The 25,783-nt window shown below is 54.4% G+C and carries 25 protein-coding genes; 4 read left to right on the top strand and 21 right to left on the bottom strand.

The genetic code is table 11. From position 1 onward, the window contains the following. Positions 1-8: 8 nt before the first annotated feature. The gene (locus tag I5P96_RS00510; RefSeq protein WP_223382714.1) at positions 9-1,169 is read right to left on the bottom strand and encodes a UxaA family hydrolase; all 1,161 of its coding nucleotides are present in this window, start codon (positions 1,167-1,169) and stop codon (positions 9-11) included. A 13-nt stretch (positions 1,170-1,182) separates the two neighbouring features. Further along, positions 1,183-1,485 carry a UxaA family hydrolase gene (locus I5P96_RS00505; RefSeq protein ID WP_223382713.1) on the bottom strand — a complete coding sequence of 101 codons (303 nt, stop codon included), beginning with the start codon at positions 1,483-1,485 and terminating at the stop codon, positions 1,183-1,185. 127 nt (positions 1,486-1,612) lie between these two features. On the opposite strand from I5P96_RS00505, the gene I5P96_RS00500 reads away from it, so the two are divergent. Continuing rightward, a complete protein-coding gene (locus tag I5P96_RS00500; protein WP_223382712.1) occupies positions 1,613-2,563 on the top strand; it encodes a LysR family transcriptional regulator in 951 nt (316 codons plus the stop codon). 528 nt (positions 2,564-3,091) lie between these two features. On the opposite strand, the gene I5P96_RS00495 is transcribed toward I5P96_RS00500, so the two are convergent. From I5P96_RS00495 to dctP, 10 genes are all read right to left on the bottom strand, one after another. Next, complete coding sequence (locus I5P96_RS00495) at positions 3,092-3,841, bottom strand: SDR family NAD(P)-dependent oxidoreductase (RefSeq protein WP_223382711.1); 750 nt, start codon at positions 3,839-3,841, stop codon at positions 3,092-3,094. Positions 3,842-3,855: 14 nt separating this feature from the next. After that, on the bottom strand, positions 3,856-5,268 hold the full coding sequence (gene uxaC / locus I5P96_RS00490) for a glucuronate isomerase (protein ID WP_223382710.1): 1,413 nt from the start codon (positions 5,266-5,268) through the stop codon (positions 3,856-3,858). A gap of 59 nt (positions 5,269-5,327) precedes the next feature. Continuing rightward, positions 5,328-6,128, bottom strand: coding sequence for an SDR family NAD(P)-dependent oxidoreductase (locus tag I5P96_RS00485; protein WP_223382709.1), 801 nt, complete (start codon positions 6,126-6,128; stop codon positions 5,328-5,330). Between the two features lie 15 nt (positions 6,129-6,143). Further along, positions 6,144-7,370, bottom strand: a complete 1,227-nt coding sequence (locus I5P96_RS00480; protein WP_223382708.1) for a UxaA family hydrolase — start codon at positions 7,368-7,370, stop codon at positions 6,144-6,146. A gap of 14 nt (positions 7,371-7,384) precedes the next feature. Beyond that, on the bottom strand, positions 7,385-7,720 hold the full coding sequence (locus I5P96_RS00475; protein WP_223382707.1) for a UxaA family hydrolase: 336 nt from the start codon (positions 7,718-7,720) through the stop codon (positions 7,385-7,387). 3 nt (positions 7,721-7,723) lie between these two features. Continuing rightward, on the bottom strand, positions 7,724-8,437 hold the full coding sequence (locus tag I5P96_RS00470) for an RraA family protein (protein WP_005938401.1): 714 nt from the start codon (positions 8,435-8,437) through the stop codon (positions 7,724-7,726). 6 nt (positions 8,438-8,443) lie between these two features. Next, complete coding sequence (locus I5P96_RS00465; protein WP_223382706.1) at positions 8,444-9,193, bottom strand: alpha/beta hydrolase; 750 nt, start codon at positions 9,191-9,193, stop codon at positions 8,444-8,446. Between the two features lie 6 nt (positions 9,194-9,199). Then, entirely contained in the window at positions 9,200-10,501 is a 1,302-nt protein-coding gene (locus I5P96_RS00460; RefSeq protein WP_223382705.1) for a TRAP transporter large permease, read from the bottom strand. Continuing rightward, positions 10,502-10,990 carry a TRAP transporter small permease gene (locus tag I5P96_RS00455; protein WP_223382704.1) on the bottom strand — a complete coding sequence of 163 codons (489 nt, stop codon included), beginning with the start codon at positions 10,988-10,990 and terminating at the stop codon, positions 10,502-10,504. It lies immediately after the preceding gene. A gap of 103 nt (positions 10,991-11,093) precedes the next feature. Further along, complete coding sequence (dctP, locus tag I5P96_RS00450) at positions 11,094-12,203, bottom strand: TRAP transporter substrate-binding protein DctP (protein ID WP_223382703.1); 1,110 nt, start codon at positions 12,201-12,203, stop codon at positions 11,094-11,096. Between the two features lie 403 nt (positions 12,204-12,606). Here dctP and I5P96_RS00445 point away from each other — a divergent pair, with 403 nt between their 5' ends. Then, positions 12,607-13,731, top strand: a complete 1,125-nt coding sequence (locus I5P96_RS00445) for an enolase C-terminal domain-like protein (protein ID WP_223382702.1) — start codon at positions 12,607-12,609, stop codon at positions 13,729-13,731. A gap of 107 nt (positions 13,732-13,838) precedes the next feature. Here I5P96_RS00445 and I5P96_RS00440 read toward each other — a convergent pair whose 3' ends face one another. Then, the gene (locus I5P96_RS00440; RefSeq protein WP_223382701.1) at positions 13,839-14,921 is read right to left on the bottom strand and encodes a LacI family DNA-binding transcriptional regulator; all 1,083 of its coding nucleotides are present in this window, start codon (positions 14,919-14,921) and stop codon (positions 13,839-13,841) included. Positions 14,922-15,198: 277 nt separating this feature from the next. On the opposite strand from I5P96_RS00440, the gene I5P96_RS00435 reads away from it, so the two are divergent. Further along, complete coding sequence (locus I5P96_RS00435; protein ID WP_223382700.1) at positions 15,199-15,414, top strand: hypothetical protein; 216 nt, start codon at positions 15,199-15,201, stop codon at positions 15,412-15,414. A gap of 43 nt (positions 15,415-15,457) precedes the next feature. Here I5P96_RS00435 and I5P96_RS00430 read toward each other — a convergent pair whose 3' ends face one another. The 3 genes from I5P96_RS00430 to I5P96_RS00420 all read right to left on the bottom strand — a co-directional run bounded on the left by I5P96_RS00430 (position 15,458) and on the right by I5P96_RS00420 (position 18,471). Next, entirely contained in the window at positions 15,458-17,179 is a 1,722-nt protein-coding gene (locus tag I5P96_RS00430) for a recombinase family protein (RefSeq protein WP_223382699.1), read from the bottom strand. A gap of 144 nt (positions 17,180-17,323) precedes the next feature. Next, positions 17,324-17,887: a chromate transporter gene (locus I5P96_RS00425; RefSeq protein WP_015536709.1), complete on the bottom strand. Its 564-nt coding sequence runs from the start codon at positions 17,885-17,887 to the stop codon at positions 17,324-17,326. Further along, complete coding sequence (locus tag I5P96_RS00420) at positions 17,884-18,471, bottom strand: chromate transporter (protein WP_117535512.1); 588 nt, start codon at positions 18,469-18,471, stop codon at positions 17,884-17,886. The genes I5P96_RS00425 and I5P96_RS00420 overlap by 4 nt, the downstream gene beginning before the upstream one ends. Positions 18,472-18,617: 146 nt before the next feature. Between I5P96_RS00420 and I5P96_RS00415 the strand changes: the two genes are divergently transcribed. Further along, positions 18,618-19,727, top strand: a complete 1,110-nt coding sequence (locus tag I5P96_RS00415; RefSeq protein WP_128117473.1) for an anaerobic sulfatase maturase — start codon at positions 18,618-18,620, stop codon at positions 19,725-19,727. A 41-nt stretch (positions 19,728-19,768) separates the two neighbouring features. On the opposite strand, the gene I5P96_RS00410 is transcribed toward I5P96_RS00415, so the two are convergent. The 5 genes from I5P96_RS00410 to I5P96_RS00390 form a co-directional block, all read right to left on the bottom strand. Further along, positions 19,769-20,887 carry a GntR family transcriptional regulator gene (locus I5P96_RS00410; protein WP_118529301.1) on the bottom strand — a complete coding sequence of 373 codons (1,119 nt, stop codon included), beginning with the start codon at positions 20,885-20,887 and terminating at the stop codon, positions 19,769-19,771. Between the two features lie 16 nt (positions 20,888-20,903). Then, on the bottom strand, positions 20,904-22,259 hold the full coding sequence (locus I5P96_RS00405; RefSeq protein WP_117535515.1) for a sulfatase-like hydrolase/transferase: 1,356 nt from the start codon (positions 22,257-22,259) through the stop codon (positions 20,904-20,906). A gap of 14 nt (positions 22,260-22,273) precedes the next feature. After that, positions 22,274-23,782 (bottom strand): tripartite tricarboxylate transporter permease, encoded by a 1,509-nt coding sequence (locus tag I5P96_RS00400; RefSeq protein ID WP_223382698.1) that lies wholly within the window; start codon positions 23,780-23,782, stop codon positions 22,274-22,276. Positions 23,783-23,793: 11 nt separating this feature from the next. Further along, positions 23,794-24,309, bottom strand: a complete 516-nt coding sequence (locus I5P96_RS00395) for a tripartite tricarboxylate transporter TctB family protein (protein WP_223382697.1) — start codon at positions 24,307-24,309, stop codon at positions 23,794-23,796. Positions 24,310-24,399: 90 nt separating this feature from the next. Next, positions 24,400-25,365, bottom strand: coding sequence for a tripartite tricarboxylate transporter substrate-binding protein (locus tag I5P96_RS00390; RefSeq protein WP_128117557.1), 966 nt, complete (start codon positions 25,363-25,365; stop codon positions 24,400-24,402). Positions 25,366-25,783: the final 418 nt, after the last annotated feature.

Here is a 25,783-nt window from a genome sequence, read left to right as displayed (position 1 = left end):
CTGTTTGATTACACGAAGCGGCAGACGTGATCGACTGCAATATCCGAGAAGCCGAACGCTTCTGCCTTGGTCATCTTACCGTTGCAGATATCCTGAATGTTGTTCAGCATCTCTGCGCCCATCTCCTGATAGGTCTTTTCGCCGCGCACGATGGGGCTGAGGTCAACGTCCATGTTGTCTTCCATGTGCTGATAAGTACGGGCATTTGCCGTGACCTTCAGGACGGGGACGATGGCGTTGCCGGTGCAGGTGCCGCGGCCCGTGGTGAAGATGACTGCGTCGCAGCCTGCAGCGACCATCGAGGTGACAGAGGAAATATCATAGCCAGCGGTGTCCATAACGACTGCGCCGCGCTTCGTGGGAGGAACAGCCTGTTCCAGAACCTCAACGATAGGACGGGTGCCGCCCTTGCGGATGCAGCCAAGGCTCTTCTCGTCCAGAGTGGACAGGCCGCCTGCCTTGTTGCCGGGGGTGGGCTGACCGGCGCGGCAGTCCTGACCAGCGGATTTCAGATGGGCTTCGTAGTCCTTGCAGACCTGAATGATCTGGTTGTGGATGGCCGGGGTAGCCGCACGCTTTGCCAGCAGATGCTCGCCGCCGATCCATTCGATGGACTCGCTCATCATGGTAGTTGCGCCCAGATCGACCAGCAGATCGCTCAGCTCGCCGACTGCCGGGTTGCTGGCAATGCCGGAAGTGGCGTCCGAACCGCCGCACTCGATGCCCAGCATCAGCTCGGAGATGTCGCACAGCTCTTTCGGCTGCATGGCGGCTTCCGCTGCCATCTTGCTGGCGGCGCGAACCGCTTTCTCAATGGTCTTGAGAGTACCGCCCTCTTCCTGAATGCCAAAGGAAACGACCGGCTTGCTGGTCATGGCCTGGATCTTTTCACGCAGCTTTGCGTGGGGAACGGTCTCACAGCCCAGACCGATGATAACGACGCCGTAAACGTTCGGGTTGCAGGCAAAGCCAGTCAGGACTTTCTGCGACATCGCGGTGTTGGCAGCAACATCGGAGCAGCCGGTGTTGAACACGATGTTGACCGCACCGCGCACCTGACTTGCCACGATCCGGCAGCTCTCACTGCCGCAGGCGCAGGTGGGAAGAATCAGAACGTGGTTGCGGATGCCTGCGCGTCCTTCTTTGCGTTTGTAGCCCCAGAATTGCATCTCCGATTCCTCCTTATTCCTGTACCATTTCGCTGTCATAGTCACGCGGCACGCTGACCAGATTGTTGTGGGAGACCCAGTGGCCCTTTGCGGCGTCCTCGGTCATTGCACCAAGGCTCTCGCCGTACTTGATGACCTCGTCGCCCTTCTTCAAATCGACCAATGCGACCTTGTGGCAGTAAGGGATGTTCTCCTCTGCTTTCACGGTGCAGAACTCCTGCCCCTTGCGGTAGACAACATCCTGTCCGGCGGCAACTTCTGTCACGCAAGTCACAACATTGTCTTTTTCGTCCATGAGCAATGCGTTGATTTCCATGTTCATTCTCCTTTCGACATGGTGTACTCTCTTTGTGACTTTACAATACCACCAATGTGCAGTATAATCAATTTTATAGATTTTATAAAGCTATAAGTATTTTTTATAATACGGCAGGGTGAACGTTATGAAGCAGGAAATGCAGTATATCTACCAAGTCTATCAATCGGGGAGCTTTTCCAAAGCAGCGCAGGCTCTCTATTTAACGCAGCCCGCTCTGAGCATCGCCATCCAGAAAGTCGAAGCGGAGATTGGGATGCCGCTGTTCATTCGGGATAAAAAGCCGTTGGAATTGACCGATGCCGGAAAAGTCTACATCGAAAAGGTCAAGGAGATCCTGCACCTTGAAGCGGAGCTGTCCAAAGAGCTGAGCGACCTTTCCAATCTGAATACTGGCAATCTGGTTCTGGGCGGAACGCACTATCTCAACTCGTATATCCTGCCGCCCGTACTGACGGCTTTCCAGAAACAATATCCGGGGGTCCATCTGGAGTTGGTGGAAGCCAGTTCCAACGAACTTATCGAAATGCTGCGCGAAAATAAAATCGACCTGACCTTTAACTGTATCCCAAACCCGAAGGACAATTTCCGGCGAACACCCATTTTCAAGGACAATGTTCTAGTCGCCGTCCCGACCTCTTATCCCATCAACAAAACTCTGAAGAATTATGCATTGACCGCAAGAGACATTATGTTCCGCCGCAATCTCATGCCGGATTGTCCGGCAATCACCTCGCTTGCTCCCTTTGCGGATGTGCCGTTTATCCTATTGACCAAGGGCAACAACCTGTACAGCCGCTCTATTGCGTTGTTTGAGGATGCCAAGATCGACCCCATCGTCCGGCTTCAAGTGTCACAGCTTGTGACGGCGTATCATCTGGTCTGTTCCGGCCTTGGTGCGGCGTTCATCAGCGATTGGATGGTACTCTACGACCACGACGATATGCGCTACTATAAAATAGCGCATCCGCTGGCCGTTCGTCAATTCGATGTGGTGTCTTCCAGCCGGAATTATCTTTCCAAACCGCAGAAGGCGTTTATTGAATCAATCAGCAGCTATTATCATCCATATCTCTAAGCCTGATTCGAGCCAAAGCCCAGAAACACCCCGAACTGACCGATATTGTAGTCGCTCTGATTGACAGGGTACGGCACCTTTACAGTTGTGACTTTCGTGATACGTCTTTTTTGATAAGGTTTTGGACACACAGCCGCCGGGAAAGAGCCGGAATTTTCATTTCCGAAGAAAACAAAAAATCCGAACCCTTCTCCTATTGAGAAAAGGTTCGGATTTTCATGGTTTGGTGCGATGGAAGGGAGTCGAACCCCCGGCCTACTGATTTGTAGCGCACGCCGGGCGATTCCCTCAATTTTTGGAAGTTACGTTTTAACGTTATTTCTTTGCGATGTATCGCAGGTTTTGAACTTCGAGTTTCTGCACCCTTTGTCCAATTTTGCAACAATTTGCACCCTTTGCACGTTTTGAAACCGTGCAAGAACCGTGCAGAAACCGTGCACTTACTCCCGGACAAACTAAAAACCACTTCATCCGACAACGACTTGACGGTATTGGTTCGAGTGACCGCACACCAAAAATCAAGTTCGGTCAGTATCCATACGCCAGGGCACCGCCATCCACGGCAAAATCCTGACCTGTGATGTAGGAGGCTCCATCGCCCACCAGGAACTCGGCCATCTTGCCCAGATCGCGGGTATCGCCGTAAGCATGCAGGGGCATCCGGTTCAGGATCTTCTGCTCACGGGCGGCGTCCACCACCTGCTCGTTCATCTTGCTGCGGAACCAGCCCGGTGCGATGCTGTTGACGGTGATGTTGTCCCCGGCCCACTCCACAGCCAGTGCGCGGGTCATAGCCAAAACAGCACCCTTGCTGGTGCAGTAGGGCACCACCTCGCTGAAGCCCAGATGTGCGCTCATGCTGGTGATGTTGATGATGCGGCCCTTGTCCGCGCTCTTCTTCAGGTAGGGGTAGCAGACAACGCTCATCTCAAACAAATACTTGACGTTCACGTTCATGATGTTGTCAAACTGTTCCATAGGGAAGTTTTCGGCACGGCATTTATAGCTGACGCCTGCATTGTTCACCAGAAAATCAATGCAGCCATTGTGCTTTGCGGCAAGCTCTGCCACCATAGCCTTCATGGCTTCTACATCGCCCACATCGCCCTTCAGGTGGACAACGCCCGATGCGCTTTCTCCCACGCCCTCTTTGGGCCTGCCGGTACGGCTGATCACGTAAACCGTTGCGCCGGCCTCTGCCAGCACATTTGCGATCTGGAAACCAATGCCGCTGCTGCCGCCGGTGACGATGCCGGCCTTACCCTTCAGATCTGCCATAATAAATCCTCCTATCAAACCTTAACGTTGAAGCCAAAGAACTCATTCACATTGTTGAAGCAGACATTCTCGATGGTCTTTTTTAGCTCTTCCTCACCGGAGAAATACTCTCCGCGCTCCACCAGACTGCCCAGATAACTGCACAGCACGCGGCGGTACAGCTCATGACGGGGATAGGAAATAAAGCTGCGGCTGTCGGTCAGCATGCCGACCGACAGTGAGACCGGGTACAGGTTTGCACAGGCCTCGAACTGGCGCTGGATGCCAAAGGCCTGATCATTGAACCACCAGGGTGCGCCCAGCTGAACTTTTGCTTTGGTGCCATTATCGCAGAAGCCTGCGGCTAAGATCGCCCAGGTCTCAATCTTGGTGCCGTCCAGCGGGTAGATGATGGTTTTGGGCAGTTCGCCGATAGTGGTCAGGTTGTTCAGCAGCTCGCCAACGCCCTTGACCGGTGCGGCATCGTCGCAGCAATCAAAACCAGTGGACTGGCCCACACTCTTCACATGGCTGGTGTTGGCATCCAGATAGGTGCCGATGTGCAGCTGCATAACGTAGTGGTTTCGGTTGTAGATACGGGCCATCTCGAACAGGAATGCGCTCTGGTACTGGTCGATCTCATGCTGGGTCAGCTTGCCGCCGCTGCGTGCCTTGGCAAAGATGCCCTCTACCTCGGCGGGAGTGTAATCTGCCCAGTTGAAGTAGGGGATGCCGTCGTCACTGACGGTGGTGCCGGTGATCTGCTGGAAATACTGCAAACGCTTTTCCAATGCGGTGAGCATCTCGGCAAAGCTGTCGATGGGCTGCTCCGCAGCAGCAGAAAGCTTTACCAGATAAGCAGCAAAATCGGCGTTGGCGCAGAACATGGCCTTATCGGGGCGGAAGGCGGTGATCACGCGGGTGAACATCTTTTCCTCGTTCAGAACCTTGTGGTAGCGCAGGTCGTCGATGGGGTCTTCGGTGGTGGAGACCAGACGCACATTGCTGTGCTCCATGCACCAGCGGCGGGTCATGTGCTTTTCGGTGATAAGCTTTTTGGTGCGGTCATAAATTTCCTGTGCATTGGCTGCGGTCAGGGGTTCGTCGATGTCGAAGTAGCGCTTCAGCTCCAGTGCACACCAGATGTAGATGGGATTGCCCACCAGCTGGGGCAGAATTTCGGCAAACTTCATGTACTTTTCGTAGTAGCTGGCGTCACCGGTGATGTACTTCTCGTCGATGCCAAAGGTGCGCATACAGCGCCACTTGTAGTGGTCGCCGCGCAGCCACATCTCGCCCAGATCTTCAAACTCCTTGTTCTCGGCGATCTCCACGGGCTGCAGATGGCAATGGTAATCGATGATCGGCATATGCTCTGCATACTTGTGGTAGAGCATTTTGCCGGTCTCATTGGTGAGGAACAGCTCTTCGCTGAAACGATCATTCATAACAAATATCCTCCAAAAATGCCCACCCGTCTGTTCAGGAGATGGGTGGGCTCATTTCATCAGAATCCGATCAGAGCGCCGCCGTCAACAGGGATGCAGGTGCCGCTGATATAGCGGGCTGCGTCACTGCACAGGAACGCTGCACACATGCCGACATCCATAGGGTCGCCCACGCTCTTGGCGGGGATGCGGCCCATGATCTTGGCCAGACGCGGCGGGTCGTTGTCGGTAGCTTTGTGGAACATGGGGGTGTCGATCCAGCCCGGAGCAATGGCGTTGACGGTGATGCCGTACTCGGCCAGTTCAGCGGTCAGGGTATGGATCAGGCCCAGATAGCCGGCCTTTGCGGTGGAGTAGCCTGCCACCTGGGGCTGGCCGATGTAGCTGGTCATGCTGGCCTGGAAGATGACGCGGCCATGACCCTGCTCCTTCATCTGGGGAACAAAAGCCTTGGTCAGTGCGAATGCACCCACCAGATGCACATCCAGAACGCGCTTGTAGTCGTCCACGGTCATATCCCAGATGAACTTCTTGCAATGGTTGCCTGCGTTGTTCACAAGGATGCTCACGGGGCCCTGCTCAGCGGTGATCTTATCGGCCAGTTCCTGAGCGTGATCGGTATCGGTGATATTGAACTGATAGTACACAGCCTTGCCGCCAAACTCTGCCAGAGTATCGGCCACCAGCTCAGGAGCGCGGGAAGCCACAACGGCCACCTTTGCGCCTGCGGAAACAAGGCAGCGGGTAATGGCAAGGCCCAGACCGGTGGCACCGCCGGTGACGACGGCGACCTGACCGGACAGGTCGTACCAGTTCTTGATGCTGAAATCCTTCACCTGTTCTTCGGTAAATGCTGCCATGGGGAACAGTCCTCCTCACTCTTCGCAGGCATGCCTGAAAGCGACCTGCTTTTCCTGATATTTATACGGTACAAAGAACTCGTGGTGTCCCTGGGCTTCGCTCTTGGTGGGCTGACCGGCGGCAGTTTTTACCACCATTTCGGTCAGGCGGCGAGCCAGCTCGTTCTGGGTGCATTCGCCCCGGAGCACGGGGTTGGCATTGAAGTCCATATCGCCCTCCATGCGGGCGTAAGTCGCACCGTTGCCGGTGATCTTGATGCAGGGGGCTACTGCGCTGCCCACCACATTGCCGCGTCCTGTAACGAGGAACACGATGTGTGCGCCACAGCTGGCAAGATCCATCAAGCCCTCGTTGTCGTTGGGATTGGTGATGCCAAACTGCATCCAGTAAGGGTCCGGGGTGGAATCCAGCAGCCACAGGCCCGGGTGGGGTGCCGGGCAGGACACCTTGATGACGCCCTGAATGGGGCGGGAACCGCTCTTGATGACGGCACCCATGCTCTTTTCTTCAATGGTGGACAGGCCGCCTGCAAAGTTGCCGGGGCTGACCGAATACTGACGCACGCTGCGGCAGTATTCCAGCGCTTTATCATAGGTATAGCGCAGCTCTTTTGCGGCCTGCTCAGAAGCAGCGCGCTTGAGCAGCAGATGATCCAGACCAATGGCCTCGACGATCTCCTCAAAGATGGCCGTGCCGCCCTGATCGGTGAGCCAGTCGTAGAACCGGCCCACGACCACATTGCCAGCCAGACCGCTGGTGTAGTCACTGCCGCCGCACTCTGCGCCGATGACCAGATCTTTTACGGACATCTCCACGCGAGGGGTGTTTTCCAGCTCTTTGAGTGCGCTCTGCACCCACTCCACGCCCTTGCGGACGGCAGGCTGGGTGCCGCCCTCGTTCTGGATGAACATCCAGCTTGTGGGCTTGCCCTCTTCCTCGGCAATTTTAGACAGCCATTCCGGCTGCACGTATTCACAGCCAAGGCCTACGGCCAGCACCGCACCCACGTTGGGGTGGCGGATGAAGCTGATGAGCAGGTTCACCGCATACTGGTTGTCGGTACAGCCGTCAAAGCCCAGCAGTTCCACATTGGTACTGCCGCTTTTGGCTACGATCTGCTGCGCCACAAACTCGGCACACTTGACCGTGTAGATCACCAACACCCGGTTACGGATGCCCTTGCCGCCGTTTTTGCGGGCGTAGCCGGGCCAGGTGAGGCTTTGCAGTTCATTCCAATCCATTAAAAGCCTCTCCTTTACTCGTACTTCGTGTCTTTGGGAGCACCGGTCCTGACGTCCAGATGGCTGGAACGCTGGTCGTAGACGCTGCGCATGACGTGCAGGTGTACCCAGCTGCCAGCCGGGATATCGGCGGTAGCGCGGCCAATGACTATGCCGTACTTGACGATATCCTCACCGTTCCTGATGTCCCGCAGGGCAATTTTATGGCCCATCGGCACCTCGGTGGCGGCTTCCACTTCGGGGGCGCAGGCATCGCCGCGCAGCTCCACAGGGCCTGGCACCAGCGGGGTCAGGGCCGTGGCCACATTGTCTTCCCGATTGATCTGAAAGGCGTTCTGCTTTTCGTCCATAGTTTACAGCACTCCGAACTTTGCAAATGCATCCGTGACCATCATGCCGTCTTCAATGGCTTTGCGCATGGTCTTTTCCGTGCTTGCCTTGACGAGGGCTTTCTCGATGACTTCCGGTGCAATATCCTTGGGGATGATGAGCACGCCGTCGATGTCGCCAAAGACGATATCGCCATTGTGGATGGTCACCTGACCGATCTCAATGGGGCAGCGCCACTTGAACACGTAGGTACGGACGGAGGAATCCTGTGCCCATGTACCGGAGCAGAAAACAGGGAAGTTCTGCTCGATGACCTTGGGGGTATCGCGGGTGTAGCCGTCCAGAACAGCGCCAACTGCACCGCGGGCCTTGCCGCAGGCGGTGAGCAACTCGCCCCACAGAGCACTGTTGTGTGCGCCGGTAGCGATGTAGATCTCGTTGGGCTTCAGGTCATCCAGCGCCTCAGTCATATAACCAAAGGGCTTTTCGGCGGGGTACTCAAACACATCGTTTTCCAGAACGGTGCAGGCGTAGCCAGCCACCTTCAGGCGCTTGTCCTCTTCCTCTCCGGGCAGGATGTAGGGTGCGGTAGGCACCTGTGCAGCCAGCGGGCGGATGGAAGCGGGCAGGAACTGGTGCTTATAGCCCATCTGATCCAGAATATCACCCACAACGGGGGTATAGAGCTTCTCTTTCATCAGGGCGAACATTTCATCGTCGTTTTTCCACATTGCCATGGGGAATCACTCCTTTGTCGTTTTTAGAATATCCAGCCATTCGAGGCACTGCCCGAACCAGCCGGCGATGTGGGGATCTGCAACGCGGTGCTTTTCCGGCTCGTCCACTTCGGGCGTTGCCAGACTCAGACCGTGCACCCCGCGGGGGTAAAGATGCATTTCGTACCGGACACCGGCGGTGCTCAGCGCATCGGCCAGCAGCAGACTGTTCTGCACCGGAACTTCCGGATCGGTGACGGTGTGCCAGAAGAACACGGGCGGCGTATCGGCCGTGACCTGTTTTTCCAGCGAGAACCACGCCGGGTCATCGGCCCCGGTCAGGTTTTCGATACTGCCGCGGTGGGCGTACTTTCCGGCGGTGATCACCGGGTAGCCCAGGATCATGCCGTCGGGGCGGGGCAGGCCCAACTCACGCCAGTGCACGCCCAGACTGGCTGCCAGATGGCCGCCTGCGGAGAAGCCGCAGACCAGCGCCGACAGTGCCGGGAAACGCTGCTGCATGGTCTGCAGTGCTTCGCCCAGCTGGCGCACCGGCAGGGTGCCCAGCGGGGGTTGGCCGGGCTTTTCGCGAACGGTGTAGTACACCACCGCAGCCGCCCAGCCGGCGGCGGCAAAGGCGTGGGCCACCGGCTGGGCCTCACGCGGCGAGAGCCACTGGTATCCGCCGCCGGGGCAGATCAGGATCATTCCTTTTGGGTCTTTGGGGGCATCTGCGATCCAGAGCCGCGCCCCCAGCGGCAGATTCATTGTTTCCATACGCGCTTAGTACAGCAGGTTCGGCAGCCACATGAAGGTCTGCGGGAAGTAGGTCAGGATGATCAGCGCAATGAACATGGTGATGTAGAACGGCGCCATCTTCTTGGACAGGGTCTCGATCTTGATGCCGGAAATGGCAGAACCGATGAACAGGGTAGAGCCGACAGGAGGGGTCAGCAGGCCGATGCCGAGGTTCAGCACCATGACGATGCCCAGATGGATGGGGGACAGACCCAGCTGCATCCAGATGGGCAGGATGACGGGGGTCAGCATCAGGATCAGGCAGGCCATCTCGATCAGGCAGCCCAGACACAACATCAGGATGTTGAGCAGGATCAGAATGATGATCTTGTTGCTGGTGATGGAGAACAGGCCGGTAGCGATCATGGTGGGGATGCGCAGATAGGTCAGCAGGTAGGTGAATGCGCCGGACACGCCCAGCAGGATCAGCACCTTGCCCAGAGTCTCCACGACGTTTGCAAAGATGTGGGGGATATCCTTGAAGGAGAAGCCCTTGTAGATGAACAGGCCGACGCACAGCGACCACACAACGGCAGCAGCGGCGGACTCGGTGGTGGTAAAGACACCGGCGATAACGCCGACGACCACGAACATAACAGCCAGCATGCCCCAGATGGCCTTGAAGAACGCCTTGATGCAGTTCTTCAGGTTGAACTTGCCGGTGACCGGGATGTCCATCTTCTTGGAGTAGTAGTAGGAGTAGATCATCAGCACGATGCTCAACACAGCGCCGGGCATGTAGCCGGCCACGAACAGCTGGCCGATGGAAACGGTGGTGACGCCGGCAGCAGCCAGAGTGAAGATGACCATGTTCTGAGAGGGGGGAACCAGAATGCCTTCAACGGAGGATGCCATGGTCAGGCAGGTGGAGAACTCGCGGTCATAGCCCTGCTCTTCCATCATCTTGATCTCGATGGGGCCCAGAGAGGCACAGTCGGCGGAAGAAGAGCCGGAGATGCCGCCGAAGAAGAAGGAGGCCACCACGTTGACCATGGCAGCACCGCCATGCATCCAGCCGACAAGTTCCTTTGAGAAAGCGATCAGGGTATCGGTGATACCGCCCGCGCTCATCAATTCACCCATCAGGATGAAGAAGGGCACCGCCAGCAGCGTATAGGAGTTCAGATTGCTGACAAATTTCAGAGCCATCTGCATGGGGTTGATGCCCAGATAGAAGAAATCCAGCAGAGAAGCCACACCAATGGCATATACCACGGGCACTCGGAGGAAAACCAGCACCAGGAACACACCCAGCAGCAGGATGGTTGCGATCGTTGCAGTAGACATTTACTTTTTCTCCTTTCGACCCATCACCCAGTGGCCCAGAACAGCGAAGATGTTCAGTACGCCGGTCACAGGCAGTGCACTGTACATAAAGGCATAGGGCACATTGATGCCGGCCATGTTGTTGCTTGCGCCCGACTGTGCCAGCTTGATGCCGTACACGATCAGGAAGATGGAGAAGCCCACCACACACACAGCGGACAGGATATCGGTGACGAACACACCAGTCTTGCCCAGCTTTTCGTCAAACATGGTAACGGCCAGATGCTCGTTCTTGCGCACCACCAGCACACTGCCCAACAGGCTCAGCCATACCAGACACAGCAGGGAGAACGGCTCGCCCCACATGGGAGAGTTATGCATCACATAACGTCCGAAGAAGATGTAAAAGACCACCGCTACCAGAGCTCCCAGGATCACTGCGCAGACATGGCGCAGAAGCTGGAACAGCACGGCGTCGATCTTTTCCCATACGGCTCTGAATTTGTCCATAATCGGCTCCTTGATTGTTCGTTTTTCTAAAATTCCCCACGACCGCTGCCAGCCGTGGGGAACGTTCGTCCTTTATTGGTTCGTCAAAACGTCTCGGCAGGGATCAGTAGTTGCCGCCCTGGATCTTAGCGATGATGTCCTGAGCGTCGGTGCTCTGCTTTTCATACAGAGGTGCGCAGGCCTCCTGCCACTTTTCGATATCGGAAACCTCCAGCTTGGTGATGCCCTTGTCGGCGAAGGAATCGAAGCAGGCCTGCTCCTGCTTCTGGTTGTACTCGTAGCAGGCGGAACGTGCGGCCAGAGCGGCTTCCTTGATCCAGCCCTTCTCGGCATCGTTGAAGCCGTTCCACTTGTCAGCGTTCATCAGAATGACGCCGCAGCCAAAGGTGTGTGCATCGGTGATGAAGTAGGGGGCAACTTCGTTGAAGCTGTTGCTCATGTAAGAGGTAACGCCGTTCTCAGCAGCATCGACGACGCCGGACTGCAGAGAGGTGTACAGCTCAGAGTAAGCGATTGCGGTGGCGGAAGCGCCCAGAGCATCCATGGTGCTGATCATCAGGTCAGTCTCGGGCACGCGGACCTTCAGGCCCTTCATCTTGTCCAGCGTGAAGTCGGTGGGCTTGCCCAGACGCTCGTAGACCTTCGGGGTGATGAACAGGCTGCGAGGACCTTCGACCAGCCAGCCAAGAGCAACATAACCGCAGTTGGCATCTTCCACGCTCTGCAGCAGCTCGTCGCCCAGACTGCTCTCAGCCACATCCTCAAACTGTGCCATATCCTTAAAGACATACGGCAGGCCGGTGGTGCCGATCAGTTCAGCGCCGTAGTTGGGCAGAGAAGAAGCGTTGCCGCGGAAGATATCCAGAGTACCCATCTGGATGCCCTGCATGGACTCAGCCTCGGAACCCAGCGTGCCGTTGATGTACAGGTCAATGGTGATGTGACCGCCGGACAGCTCTTCGATCTTCTCAGCAAAGGTGTGTGCGCCAACGGTTGCGCCGTAGTCCTCGCCGTTGACCTCGTTCCATGTCAGCTTGTAGTCATTGCCGGAGCCGCCCTCGCCTGCACCTGCTGCTGCAGAAGAGGCAGTGGAGGAAGCTGCGGTGGAAGTAGAGGTGGAAGCGGAAGAACCGCCGCATGCGGTCATGCCCAGCGCTGCGGCAGAAACGCCCACAACCTTCAGGAAGTCACGACGAGAAATTGCTTTTTTCATAAGAAATCTCCTTTTTTCTTGGCATCGTGTGTCGGATACGTGTTCGGGGCAGCGTCTTCGTGTCCCGCCTGCTCCTTGCCACAAAAACGTTTTTGTAGCTTTCTTTGGCAACATTTTAGCACGTCTTGTGCGCAAGGTCAATATTTTTCAATTTTTTCGTCTGTTTCGGATATATTTTTGTCATATATCATAGTTTTTGACCAAATCGTTTTTGCAGTGTGACGATTTTTCAACCAAAATTCTGTAATCTCTTTACTTTTATGTAATTTTGCATTATAATTAAGCAAAACGTTTCGGTTGTATTTTATTGACGTATTTCCGTTAAAGATCCTTTTCCGCAAAGTAAAGTTCCGGTTATCAAGCAGCCAATTCCTTTAACACGATCAACGAGAGGAGCATTTTTATGATCATTACCAAGTTCGAGACATGGTGGGTCGAGCGCGGCCGCTGCCTGTTTGACGAAAAGCGTCAGGGCGGTGCCAAAATGGGCTGGGATGTCATCGCCATCAAACTGACCACCGACACCGGCATTGAGGGCGTTGCCACCTGCATGGCAGCCCGCAGCGGCGCTGTGAGCGAAGCTTACTTACAGGAGAGCATCGGCCCTGTTGTTCTGGGACGTGACCCCCATGACCGTGAGGCCATCTTCCAGGAACTGTGGACCATCGACCGTCATGAGGCATTCTTTCCCGTGTTCCTGCCCGGCCCCGTGGATGTAGCCTTGTGGGATATCTGTGCCAAGGAAGCCGGGCTTCCTCTTTATAAGTACATCGGCGCTTGCCGCGACAGCCTGCCGGTCTATGCCAGCGGAAACTTCCACGGCACTGTTAAGGAGTATGTGGACGAGGCTCTCTACTACCAGAGCAAAGGCATTCCCGGCTACAAAGCCCATCCGGGCGGGCCGGTCAGCTTTGATATGGAAGTGCATCAGGCCATCCGCGACGCTGTCGGCCCCGACTACCTGCTGATGACCGACCCCGTGGGCGACTATACCATCAACGAAGCCGTCACCGTGGGACGTCAGCTGGAAAGGCTGAATTATAAGTGGTTCGAAGAGCCCTTCCGCGACTTTGAGCTGTATAAATACACCGAGCTGTGCCGCACACTGGATATCCCTATCGCTGCCACCGAGACCACCCGCGGCTGCCACTGGGGTGTGGCGCAGGTCATTGCTCAGCACGCTGCCGATATCGTCCGCGCGGATGTCAGTTGGAAGGACGGCATCACCGGCACGCTGAAGATTGCACATCTGGCAGAAGCATTCGGCCTGAACTGCGAGATCCACACCACCACCATGAACTACATGGATCTTGTCAACCTGCATGTCAGCTGCGCCATCAAGAACTGTGAGTACTTCGAGTACTTCGTACCGGAAGAAAACTACACCCTGCCCATGAAGGGCAAACTGCCCATTGACGAACATGGCATCATCCATGTGCCGCAGGGTCCGGGCGTGGGTGCCGAACTGGATTGGGATCTGATCGAGAAGAGCTGCCGCAGCTACCGCAAGCTCGAGTACAAGGGCTGATCCCACTGACTTTTTGACGTTTACTTCTTGCTCTTTTTACTTCTCCATTTACATGAAAAAGGCGGACTGATTGGAAACCAGTCCGCCTTTTTCATGTTTTTTTGTTTTCAGAGCAGCAGCCCCCGGAAATTGTCCCGGTCATACATCACAGCGTTGCTGCGGAACACCACTTCAGAGCCCACGTAAATGGTGCGCTGTTCCGGAGCCTTGCCCTGCACGAGATATTCCACCAGTGCTTTGATGCCAAGATACCCTTGAGCGTAAGGGTTTTTCTGCACGATATTGTCCAGGATTCTGTTCCGCAGAGCGTCCAGATTTTCTTCGAATACGTCGCTGCCCACCGCGAACACTTTACCCGCTTTGCCGCACTGCTGCAGCCCCTGCACGAGCATCACGCTCCCCTGCGACAGCACACTGCAGCAGGCCGCAACATCCGGCTTTTCCAGCAGATTCAGGATGTTCCTCTGTGCCTCTGAGCCGATGCCGCAGGAATTGTCCAGATAAATGCGGTTCTGCGCACCGTTTTCCTGCATATAATCCTCAAACCCCTGCACGATGCGGGCATGTTGCTCCCATTTGGGATTTCCGGCACAGAGCACCACACTGCCGAAAGAGGGGATATGGCTGAAAATCAGCTCCGCCATCGTCCGTCCAATGACCTCATAGTCGGGCTGCACGCTGCACAGCGGTGCGATCTTCGGGTTTCTAAACCCCACCTGCACCACCGCCACACCGGCATCCCGGGCATGCTGCCACTCCTGCATTGTCATAGCTTCCATGTGACCCACTGTCAGCAGGCCGTCCAGTTTGTCCTCGGCCAGCAGAGCGCGCACCTCTTCCACTCCGCGGGAGTGGGAAGGGTCGATCTCATTGGGAAAACTGAACTCGGTACACTCCACGTTCAGATCTTCAGAGTTTTTCAAGTAGTCTCGCACACCCTGCCACAAAGGCGGATAATAAAAGCGGTTTCGGCCCACCTCATCCGGCAGAAGCACAGCTACACGCTGGGTGCGGCGTTTCAGGCCGGAAGCCATTTTATTGGGCCGGTAGCCCAGATCATCCGCAATCCTCCGGATATGCTCCCTGGTGACCTCACTGACGCCAGGCTTGTCGTTCAGTGCCTGATGGACCGTGCTGATGGAAACGCCCGCTGCCTGTGCCACATCACGGATCGTAATCTTTTTGTTCATAAGGTCACTCTCTCTTAAAAAACAACTGTTTCGCAAAAACGATGCGTGAAAAGGGTACTGATTTTAGTATAGCACGCACGAGGTATACTGTAAATAAGCAGAAGTTTCTGCAGCACCCCATGGTCAAGCGGATCAGCGCACTGGCCGAGGACGAGCAGCGCAGTTGATGGGCGTTTCTCTTGGGTTTCCAAAGGGGTGCGGGTCGCCAGTGGCGACCTCAAAATGCAGTGCATTTTGAAGCACCTGACCGAGCCGACAGGCGAGAGGCAGCCCCCCTTTGGCATACGACTTTGCTTGCAAAGTCCAGTGTGTTACACCTTGGTTCCGGCTGATTAAGTTTGAAAGCGACTTCTATGCCAAGCCCGACGCCCCCAACCCGCAGGCTGTACCCGCCGCAGGCGAACCCACCATCTCCATGACGGCTCTTTTGGAGTTGCTCAAGGATGCCGACCCGGAAATGAAGGCAAAGCTCCGCTTGACCCTGCTCACCTGATGCAAAAAAGGGCGCTGATTGCAATGCAATACAGCGCCCTACATCATCGGACATGGATAACACCGACCGTGCAGAAACCGTGCACTCGTGGCTTACAAAACAAAAAATCCATGAAATCTTTCGATCCACAGCTTCCACAGTAGACATTCCTAACCGTTGGGACCCGCAGGCTAAGCAACAGCCCACTGGGCTGATTGCTTGCGGCGCTATGCTCCGCCGCCCTGTTCGAGCCCCTTCCATCGCGCAAACAAAAAAGAAAAACCAGCACACAATGTGTACTGGTTTTTCTTGGTGCAGTAAAGCAATCCAAATCCGAACCATTTCCCTTTGATGCGGCTTCTGCCGCTTCCTCAAATGTGATGGTCTGTGTGCCTTCTTTATAATTAAAGGTTATCAAAACCTTATCATCATACAGGTAAATCGCATTGATGAAGGTATCCACCAGTGCCTGCCGCTGGTCTTTCAGGCTCATATCCAGCTTACGGAACCGCAGCAGCCAGAACCGGATGAACTCTTCGGTCACTTTCGGCTTTGCCAGCTTTTCTTCCGCAATGCGGGCTTCAAGCTCGCGCTTGGTTTCTTCGAGCTGCTCCAACCGTTCCTTGGTGGAGCTGGTCAGGATACCGGCCTGAATCGCATTGAGCATATTCTGGATACCCGATTCCGCATCCCGGAGCTGCTTCTCATAGAGGGGAAGATTGGTGTTCTCCCGGTCTTGCAGTTCCATGACCTTGGCGATGATGGATTCCATGGCGGAATCGTCCTTGACAAGCTGCATGGTCTGGTTGACCACCAGATCTTCCAGCCACTGTTTACGGACAGTCTTTTTCTTGCAGCCCTTGTGCTTTTTGGCAGTCGCACATTTATAATAGCGGTGGACTTCTCCCGTCCGGCTCGTTCCGCTTTCACCAAACATCAAAGCACCGCAGCAGCCACAGTGCAACTTGGTGGTCAGCAGGTAATCATCCTCTGCCTTTCTCCGGGCAGGGGCTTTCTTGTTTTTGGCAATCCTCACCTGCACATCCTCAAACAGTTCCAGCGGAATGATGGGCGGAATCGCATCCGGCACGACCACGTCCCGGAATTTCAGCTCTTCGATGTAACGCCGATTTTTGAGCATATGCTCGACACTGTTATAGGTGAACGCGCTGCCGACCGGGTTCTTAATGCCATTTTCATTCAGCCAGTCCCGAATCTCTTTCATCGTGAGGCCATCCCGGTACTTCCTGAACGATTCCAGCACAAAAGGAGAGGCAAGCGGGTCAATGTGAAATTTCCGCTCAGAATCCAGCGTATAGCCAAATGTTCCACGGCCACCGTTGCAGCGGCCTTTCAAGATGTTCTCCGTCTGTCCACGCACGACCTTCTCGGCAAGGTCAGCAGAGTAGTACTCCGCATAGCCCTCCAGCACCGATTCCAGAATGATGCCCTCCGGCCCCTCGGAAATGATTTCCGTAGCCGACATAAGCTTGACACCGTTCTTCTTCAGCTGGGTCTTGTACCGGGCACTGTCGTAGCGGTTTCGGGCAAAGCGGTCAAGTTTCCAGACCAGCACAATGTCAAACAGCTTCTTGTCGCTGTCCTTAATCATCTGCTGGAACTCCGGGCGGTTGTCCGTTTTGGCGGAGATAGCACGGTCAATATAGTGCTTGACGATGGTGATGCCGTTTTTCTCGGCATAAGCCGTGCATTCCCGGATCTGGCCTTCGATGGATTCTTCGCGCTGGTTGTCCGAGGAATAGCGAGCATAGATCACGGCGGTCATGGCGGGCACCTCCATTTTATACGTCATTGAACGGTAATACGTTCATTAAAGTAATGTTTCGTATAATGTATATACCACAGTTTTGCCCTGATTGCAAGCCCAATGATTTATTTTCATGATTCCAACAGACAAATTGTCTTAAGATTATATTCCGAGCAAAATGTGAAGTCCAAGCCCGGCCACGCCGCACAGGCACATGGTCAGGATGGGATTCCACTTGAGCTTCCGTAGCACAAAAAATGCCGATGCAAAACTGCCGATGCCGATCCAGTCTACGTTGGCGAGCGTCTTTGCACTCTCTCCGAACACCACCATAGACAGTATAGAAAGACCTGCACCAAAGATAAGTGCTACAATGACCGGACGCAGGCAGGCCAGAACACTTTGCAGCAGAGAAATATCCTTGTATTTACGATAGATGTAGGATAGAAGTGAAACAAAGAACAGCGCCGGTGTAATGCAACCTAGTGTTGCAATGATGGCTCCGGGTACCTGCGCGATACGCAAACCAACAAAAGTTGCCGAGTTGACCGCAATGGGACCAGGGGTCATTTCTGCAATCGTGATGAGGTCAGTAAACTCCTGCATCGTCAGCCAGCCATGTTGTTCCACCACTTGGCTCTGGATCAGCGGCATGGCCGCATAGCCGCCGCCTACGCTGAACATACCCACCTGCAAAAAGCTGAGAAAAAGCTGTAAGTAGATCATTTTGCACCACCTTTTTTCCACTGGACCAGAGCCAGCACCACGCCGAATACTGCAGCGGCAAGGATGACCACCACCACATTGACATCAAACACCGTATTTGCGACAAACGCTGCGACCATCAGGACAATATACACCCATGAGCGGGTCTTCAGCACCTTGCCGCCGAGGTCGAATACAACATCCAGAATGACCGCCGCCACACCAGCCTGCATTCCCTTGAGTAACAACGCGATATAGCGATTGGTGGCAAAAGCATTGTAGAACACAGAAATGACTGAAAGAATGACCATAGGTGGGATGATGGTGCCCAACACTGCCACGATCATTCCAATCAAGCCTTCTACCTGCCAGCCTACCAGAATTGCAGCATTGACCGCGATTGCGCCCGGAGAGGACTGCGCCAACGCTGTCATATCCAGCATTTCCTGTTCATCGATCCAGTGCAGCTCATCTACAAATTTTTTCTTCATAAAGGTCACGATGACAAAGCCGCCGCCGAAGGTAAAGCTGCTAATGTACAGCGTACTCAAAAACAGCTTCCAAAGCCGTGCTAACCGTGTACCGTATGTTTTATTTTCATCCATACAAGTTTTCTTCCCCTTTTTTGATTTTCGGACAACTATATTTGTTTTCTTACTATTTCAAACAGCTTTTAACTGTTACTGCTTGCGAAAGCCCGTATTTTCCGGTATCCTTGTTTTAAGAACTGCGAAGCACGGAGGGAATCTCTATGAAACATAATACATTTCTCGTCAAGCCAGCGTCCAGCCTGTGCAATCTGCGTTGCCGGTACTGCTTTTATGACGATGTTTCCAACAGCCGAGCCTGCAAAAATATGGGACTGCTTTCCCATGAAATGGCAGGAGAACTGGTTGAAAAGGCTTTTGCAACCACAGAGGAAGGCGGCAGCGTCCATTTTCTGTTTCAGGGCGGCGAACCGACTCTTGCCGGGTTGGATTTCTTCCGGTTCTTTCTGGAAACGGAGCGTTCCATGCAGCGCAATATCTCTGTGTTCCACAGCATCCAGACCAATGGCATTTGTCTGGATGAAGAGTGGGCTTCCTTTTTCAAAGCCAACTCTTTCCTCGTAGGCCTCTCTCTGGACGGCACACAGGAGAACCATGATCTCTATCGGCTGGACGCAGCTGGGCAGGGCACATGGGATAAAGTAACTCATGCGCTTGCGCTGCTGGATGCCTACAGAGTCGAAACGAATCTGCTCTGTGTTGTAACCGGACAGCTGGCCAGAAAGCCGCAGCGAGCCTTCAAAAGCCTCTGCGAGTTGGGACAGCACAATCTGCAATTCATCCCATGTCTTGACCCACTTGATACGATTGGAGGGCAGGCATATTCTCTAACGCCGGAACTTTATGGTCGTTTTCTGTGCGGCGTCTTTGATACTTGGTATCAGCAGCTGCAACGAGGCAATTATATCAGCGTTCGCAATTTTGAGGACTATCTGCGTATCCTGCTGGGAATGCCGCCTACCTCCTGCGCTTCCTCCGGTTCCTGTGGACATTATCTTACCGTAGAAGGTGACGGAAGCCTTTATCCCTGTGACTTTTATGTTCTGGATGAGTGGAAGCTGGGAAATCTGAGCCACTGTACCGTTGAAGATGCGCTTGATTCTCCCACAAGCCAGACATTTCTGGCACAGGGCCGCAAACGCCCGGCGGAATGCGCAGCATGTGCTTATCAGCTGCTCTGTCGGGGCGGATGCAAGCGAGATTGGGATGCCTCTGGAAGCAACCGCTTTTGCGCAGCGTATAAGCAGTTCTTTGCCTATGTGCTTCCGCGCCTGCATACTGCTGCACATTTTCTGGCACAACAAAACCGATAAAGAGATTCTCCCGGAGAGCAGTACTGCCTCCGGGAGAATCTTTATTTTACCTTTTTGATCTTCCGGATGGAATGGCCATCGTAGAGGATGGGCTTCATGACATAAGTGTAGTTCCGGTCATCGCATTCGCCGGTGGAAATCATCTCCATAAGCCGCAGCGCAAGCTGACGTCCCATCTCGAAGCCTTGCTCCACGGAGCAGGTAACATCCTCCTGCCGATAAGTTTCTTCGGAATAATCAAAACAGACCAGCGAATAATCTTCGGGTACAGTCTTCCCCATTTTCTGCAGGGTTTTCATGACCAGCCGATAGATGATGTAGTTGCAGCAGACGATAGCGGTGCATTTAGGGATGCTCTTCAGAAATCTTTCAATGGAACGGACATAGCTTTCGTTGTGGGCTTCGTCCGAAATACACCACTTGATGTAATCATCGTTCAGCTCCAAACCACGATTTCGCATCGCTTCCGCCATGCCTTGAAACTTTTCTACGCTCTGGTAGTTGTCGTACACAAAGATGCCTGCAATGTGGCTGTGTCCGGCATCCATCAGGCGTCCTATCAGCTGATGGGCACATTCGATGTCATTGATCGTTACGCGGGGGCAGCGCAAGTTCCGATAGAAGTTGTTGTAGAATATCACCGGGATCTTACGTCGGTAAAGCTCCTTGTAGCAGTCAAGGTTTGGGCTGAGGATGCTCGATTTGACACCATCCACAATGAAACCGTGAAAATTCTGATGTACCACAGTCTCCAGACAGCGGCGTTCGTTGCAGAATTTGTTATCGGTCAGAAATACATGGAGGTCAACCTGCTCCTGCGTCAGAACACTGCGAACCCCTTCGATTAATCCCGAATTGGCACTTGTATCCTGTCCCTGCAGGACAAGGCCGATTTTATAAAGGGCATCATCTGTGTTCAAATCCCGCGTCATTACTTTTTCCCGGTGGAAATAAGTCCCACTTCCCTTGAGCTTGTACACGAGTCCTTCTGCTACCAACTGGTCGATGGCCACTCGTATCGTTTCTCGGCTGACACCCAGCTTCCGGCAGAGCGCATTTTCCGAAGGCAAACGCTGGTTCCCGGAAAATTTGTTTTCGTCAATATAAGCCAGAAGCCAGCGATAAACCTGATCGGATTTTTTCTCAACAGCCGAGAGCATGGGCAAGCGCTCCTTTTCAGTCGGTGATAGTGGGGCGGCTGCCTTCCGCGTGCTGAATCCAGTTCAGCAGACGTTCACGAAGTTCCGCCTTGACCGCAGCATATGCAGGATCCGCGACCACATTGTTCAGCTGCCACGGGTCTTTCTGCATATCGTAAAGGAAGTCGTCTGCATAAACATCGGATGCCGCAGCCTCGCCGCCGTTGACGCCGGGTGCATAGACAGAATACATATAATCTGCAGTACGGATGCAGCGTCCGCAACGGCTTTCCGAAATCTGTGCATAAACCTCATTGACTCTATTATGGTTTTTCTTTTCCACAACGTCAAGCAGATTTTCACCGATCATCTTATCACCGACATCCACGCCTGCCAGAGCCAGCAGAGTTTTGGGAATGCTTTCGGTGCTGACCAGGTCGGTGATCTCCTTGCCACCCTTGAACGGGCCGCCACAGATGACCAGCGGCACATGCAGGCAACCGTCATGGCAGGAGCGCTTGTAATCATCATAGCCGTTCAGGTGCGCGTCACGGTTGCGGGTCTTGAAGTGAGAGCCATGGTCGGAAGCATAGAGGATAACTGTATTATCATACAGGCCTTTTTCTTTCAGCTTTGACACCAGCTTACCAAGGTTTTCATCAAGGCTGGCACACTGACCCAGATAATCCGGGTACTCTTCCGCTGCGTTTCCACCCAGAGCCTTCAGATCTTCCGGCAGAACAAAATCTGCGAATCGCTGCTTGGAACCGTTGGGGCCTTCGTAGTGATTATGGTCGTTCTGATGGTGCGGCTCGATCTGCGACACGGTCATGAAGAAGGGCTTTTCGCCGGCATACTGGTCAAGATAGTCCAGCGCAAACTGGTTAATGCAGTCGGCACGGTAGCCCTTGAAATCGATGCGGTTGTTGTTCTCATCAAACACATAGCCATCGTAGCCGTGGGAGGTGAACTCCAGCACATCCGCAGCACGCCAGTAACCGGTATAGCCACCGCGCAGCTCCAGCGGAACAGCGGTGATGGTGTGGTCAACGGTGGGCTTTTTCTCCAGCTCACCGTCCGAAGCCAGATGCCACTTGCCGATGTAGGCCGTCTCGTAGCCGGCATCCTTTTCCATGTACTCGCCCAGCGTCTTGATGTTGGAGGGCAGCATCAGATTATTGCGGAAGCAACCGGTCTCGGTGGGATATTTGCCGGTCTGGAACAGAGCGCGGCAGGGGCCGCACACCGGCTGAGGCGAAAAGGCATTGTCAAACTTCACACCCTCTGCCGCCAGCTTGTCCAGATTAGGCGTGATATTCAGTGGCTGGCCGAAGCAGCCGCAGGTGTCCCAGCGCTGCTGGTCACTGAAATAGAAAATGATATTATATGCCATGGTTTTACCTTCCTTTACTGTTCTGCTTTGGTGTTCTTTGCTTCCTTCATCTTGCCGCGCAGGATGCCGAGAATGACCACCACGATCAGCGCAATGAAGATCCAGCAGTACACGCTGCCGAAGAAGATGCTGGGGCTTCCGTCCGAGATGAGCAGGGCGCGGCGGAAATTGGTCTCCGTCATGTTGCCCAGCACCATACCCAACAGCACAGGGACAGCGGGCAGTTCCAGCTTGCGCATGAACCACGCCATCACGCCGAACACCAGCGCAACGCTCAGGTCGAAATAGCTGCTGTTCACCGAGTAAGCACCGGCAAAGCAGAAGATGACGATGATAGGGGTCAGGATCTGCTGGGGGATGGAGACGACCTTTGCAAACAGGCTGGTCAGGTACTTGCCCTGCAGGAACATGAAGATGTTCACAAGGATGAGGCCCAGCATGATGGCATACATAATGGGGCCATCCGTGGTAAAGAGCGAGAGGCCGGGGTTCAGGCCGTTGATCATCAGAGCGGACAGCATAATGGCCACGCAGCCGTCGCCGGGGATGCCCAGCGTCAGCAGGGGGATGAGGGTCGCACCGCAGACAGCGTTGTTGGCCGACTCCGCCGCCGCAACGCCCTCCACAGAACCGTGGCCGAACTCTTCCGGGTGTTTGGACATATTCTTTGCAGTGTTGTAGGAGAACCAAGAGGCCTCCGATGCACCGGTGCCGGGCACAATGCCCACGCAGGAGCCGATGAGAGAGCCGATGAGCACCGGGCGGAGCATCCGCTTGTACTCATCCTTTGTAATCTTGCCGTCGTCGTTGCCAATCTTTCCGGCGTGGAGGTTCAGCTCGCTCCGCTTCAGCTCCGCCTTGCCGATGATCTCCACCAGTGCGAACAGGCCGATGAGGGTAACGGCAAGGTCGAGGCCCAGATACAGGCGGTGGACGCCGAAGGTAAAGCGGTCGTAGCTGGTCATGGGGTCTGCACCCACGCAGGAGATGAGCAGGCCGAGGCAAGCGGCGATGATGCCCTTGACGAGGCTCTTTCCCGAAACGCCTGCGATGATGGTCATGCCGAACAGGCAGACCATGAAGTACTCCGCCGTGCCCAGCTGTGCCGAAATTTTGGCCACCTGCGGGCCGAGGAAGAGCAGCACCAGTGCAGAGAAGATGCCACCGAAGGTGGAGGCGTAGAGCGCGATCTTCAGCGCCGCTTTCGTGCGGCCCATCTTGGACAACGGGTGGCCGTCCAGCATGGTAGCCGCTGCATGGGGAGTGCCCGGGGTGTTGATGAGGATAGCCGACACCGAGCCGCCGTATCCACCCGCACAGTAGATACCCAGAAGGAACATCATGCCGGGAATGGCCTTCATGGTGTAGGTAACAGGCAGAAACAGGATGATGCAGAGGATGACACTCAGGCCAGGAATGGCGGCAAATACGCAGCCGATGAAGACGCCGAGGTTGATCCATATGATATTTTCAAGGGTAAAAAGCAGCCCGGAGGCCGGGCCGATAAAGTCAAACAAACCCATATTCTGCCTCCTCAGAAACTAACATTCAGCACGAAGTGGAATACGACCCAGATCAGCACCGCCATCGAGACGGTGATGGCGTAGTAGAGGGGCTTCTTGCAGCGGAAAAACAGCAGGAATGCCACCGCGCAGAATACAGCACCCACCACAAACAGGTCTGTGACCTCCGCCAGCAGGTAAGTGACCACCAGAATAAGGACGATTACCAGAGCCTTGACCTCCACCAGAAGGTTGAGCGTCTTAGTCTTGGCCGGGCGGTGCATTACCATGTTATATGCCTCGCGGCCCACCAGAAGGGCACTCATGGCCAGCATGAGCCAGATCAGCATCGTCGGGAAGGCGCGGCCGTTCACAACGTCCTTTTCCGAGATCTGTACCTGCTGTGGCATGATGAGCAGCAACACAATGCCGATGACCAGAAACAGAATGCCGCAGATCAAATCAACAGGGTACTCGATGTTCTTCTTCTCGAGCTTCGCGCCCCAGTCATCCAGCTTTGCCGCGGTATGTTCTATCAGATTTTTCACCAGTTTCAACTCCTTTTTGAAATGTAAAAGCAGGGGGAAGGGATGACCCCGTTCCCCCTGCTTCGGCTTTTTTCGCTATGAGGTCTTTTATCAGCCGGCTACGATGTCCTTATACTGCTCAACGATGCTCTTGACGTTTTCGATATGAGCCTTGACGTCATCTTCACTCATCGTATCAACTTCCAGCAGCATGGTATCGTTTAACCACTCGACCATTTCTTGATCGGCAAGGATCTTGTCGTACAGTTCCTTCAGTTCTGCAACCTTCGCGGCATCGGTACCCTTGCGAGCCATCACGAAGCAGCGGTTGCGGAAGTAGGGGTAGCCCTTGGAGCCAACGCCCTCAACGCCTGCGAAGGGGCCGTTTTCGATAGCCTTGTCATCGAATGCGCAAACCACATCAACGCCGCCCTGCTGGTAGGTCTCAAGAATCTGAGACTGGTGAGAGACCGCGAAGTTCGTTTCACCCTTAGCTACAGCCTGTGCAGCCTCCGCAGCGGACTGGTACGGAGTCAGTTTCAGCTGGTCGCCGGCACCCATAGAGCCGAACAGAGCCGCTGCCAGGAAAGCCTCGGAGCCGGTAGCGCCGTTAACGGCCACGGATACGGGGTTGCCTGCCTTGACATAGGCCTCCAGATCGTCCAGATTCTTGAGGTTCAGTGAAGAATCAGCGGACAGGACGAAGACGGAGGAGTACAAGTTCTCCACGAACTCGAAATCGTCGTAGCTGAACTGCAGCTTGGCCGGATCCAGAGTCTCGGTAATGGCGAACAGACCCTCACCGGCGAAGACCAGTTCCTTATCATTTGCCTTAGTACTGGACACCCAAGTGTTGACAGTAGCAGCATCGCCCTTGACGGCTTCAGCAACCAGTGTGATTTTATTATCAGAATAATCAGGGGACTTGGCAGCAGCCTTTTGGCTGACCATCGCTGCTACACCAGACGGTGCCCACGGGCAGGTAACTTTCCAGCTCTCCTGTTTGCTTCCGCAGCCGGTAAGCATCGACAAAGCAAGGACACCGGCGGTGACCAACGCCGCAATACGCTTTTTCATCATTTTACTCTCCTTTTTTGTTTTGCCTTTTCGTGTGGTAGCAAGCACTTCACCGTGCTTTTGTTACCAACAAGATAACATTTCAAGCAATTTCAAGTCAACAAATTTTTTTATTTTACAAAAAAAGTTGTCTGGTAAAAGAGCTAAATGACCACATCTGTATTTTGTTGTAGAAAACTTATTGTGCACATTGCACATCGGCTTGAATCATCTTTGTGCAGCTTAAATTCTTTCATGATGTAAAGTGTATCATATTCATAATAGAAGTCTTACTATTGTCTCCATTCATAAATAATTTCTTCGGAATCATCTTGACGTACTCTACGAACCATGATATTCTCTATCACAAATCCCACTGAACTTGTAGATTGATTGCAAATCTTCTGCAAAAGTGGTTGGTTATCACCGTGAGACCCAC

It is taken from the genome of Faecalibacterium prausnitzii, from assembly GCF_019967995.1.
GTDB classification, from domain to species: domain Bacteria; phylum Bacillota; class Clostridia; order Oscillospirales; family Ruminococcaceae; genus Faecalibacterium; species Faecalibacterium prausnitzii_E.
The sequence above is the reverse complement of the archived record's forward strand: the minus strand, read 5'-3'. Positions and strand labels throughout refer to the sequence as shown.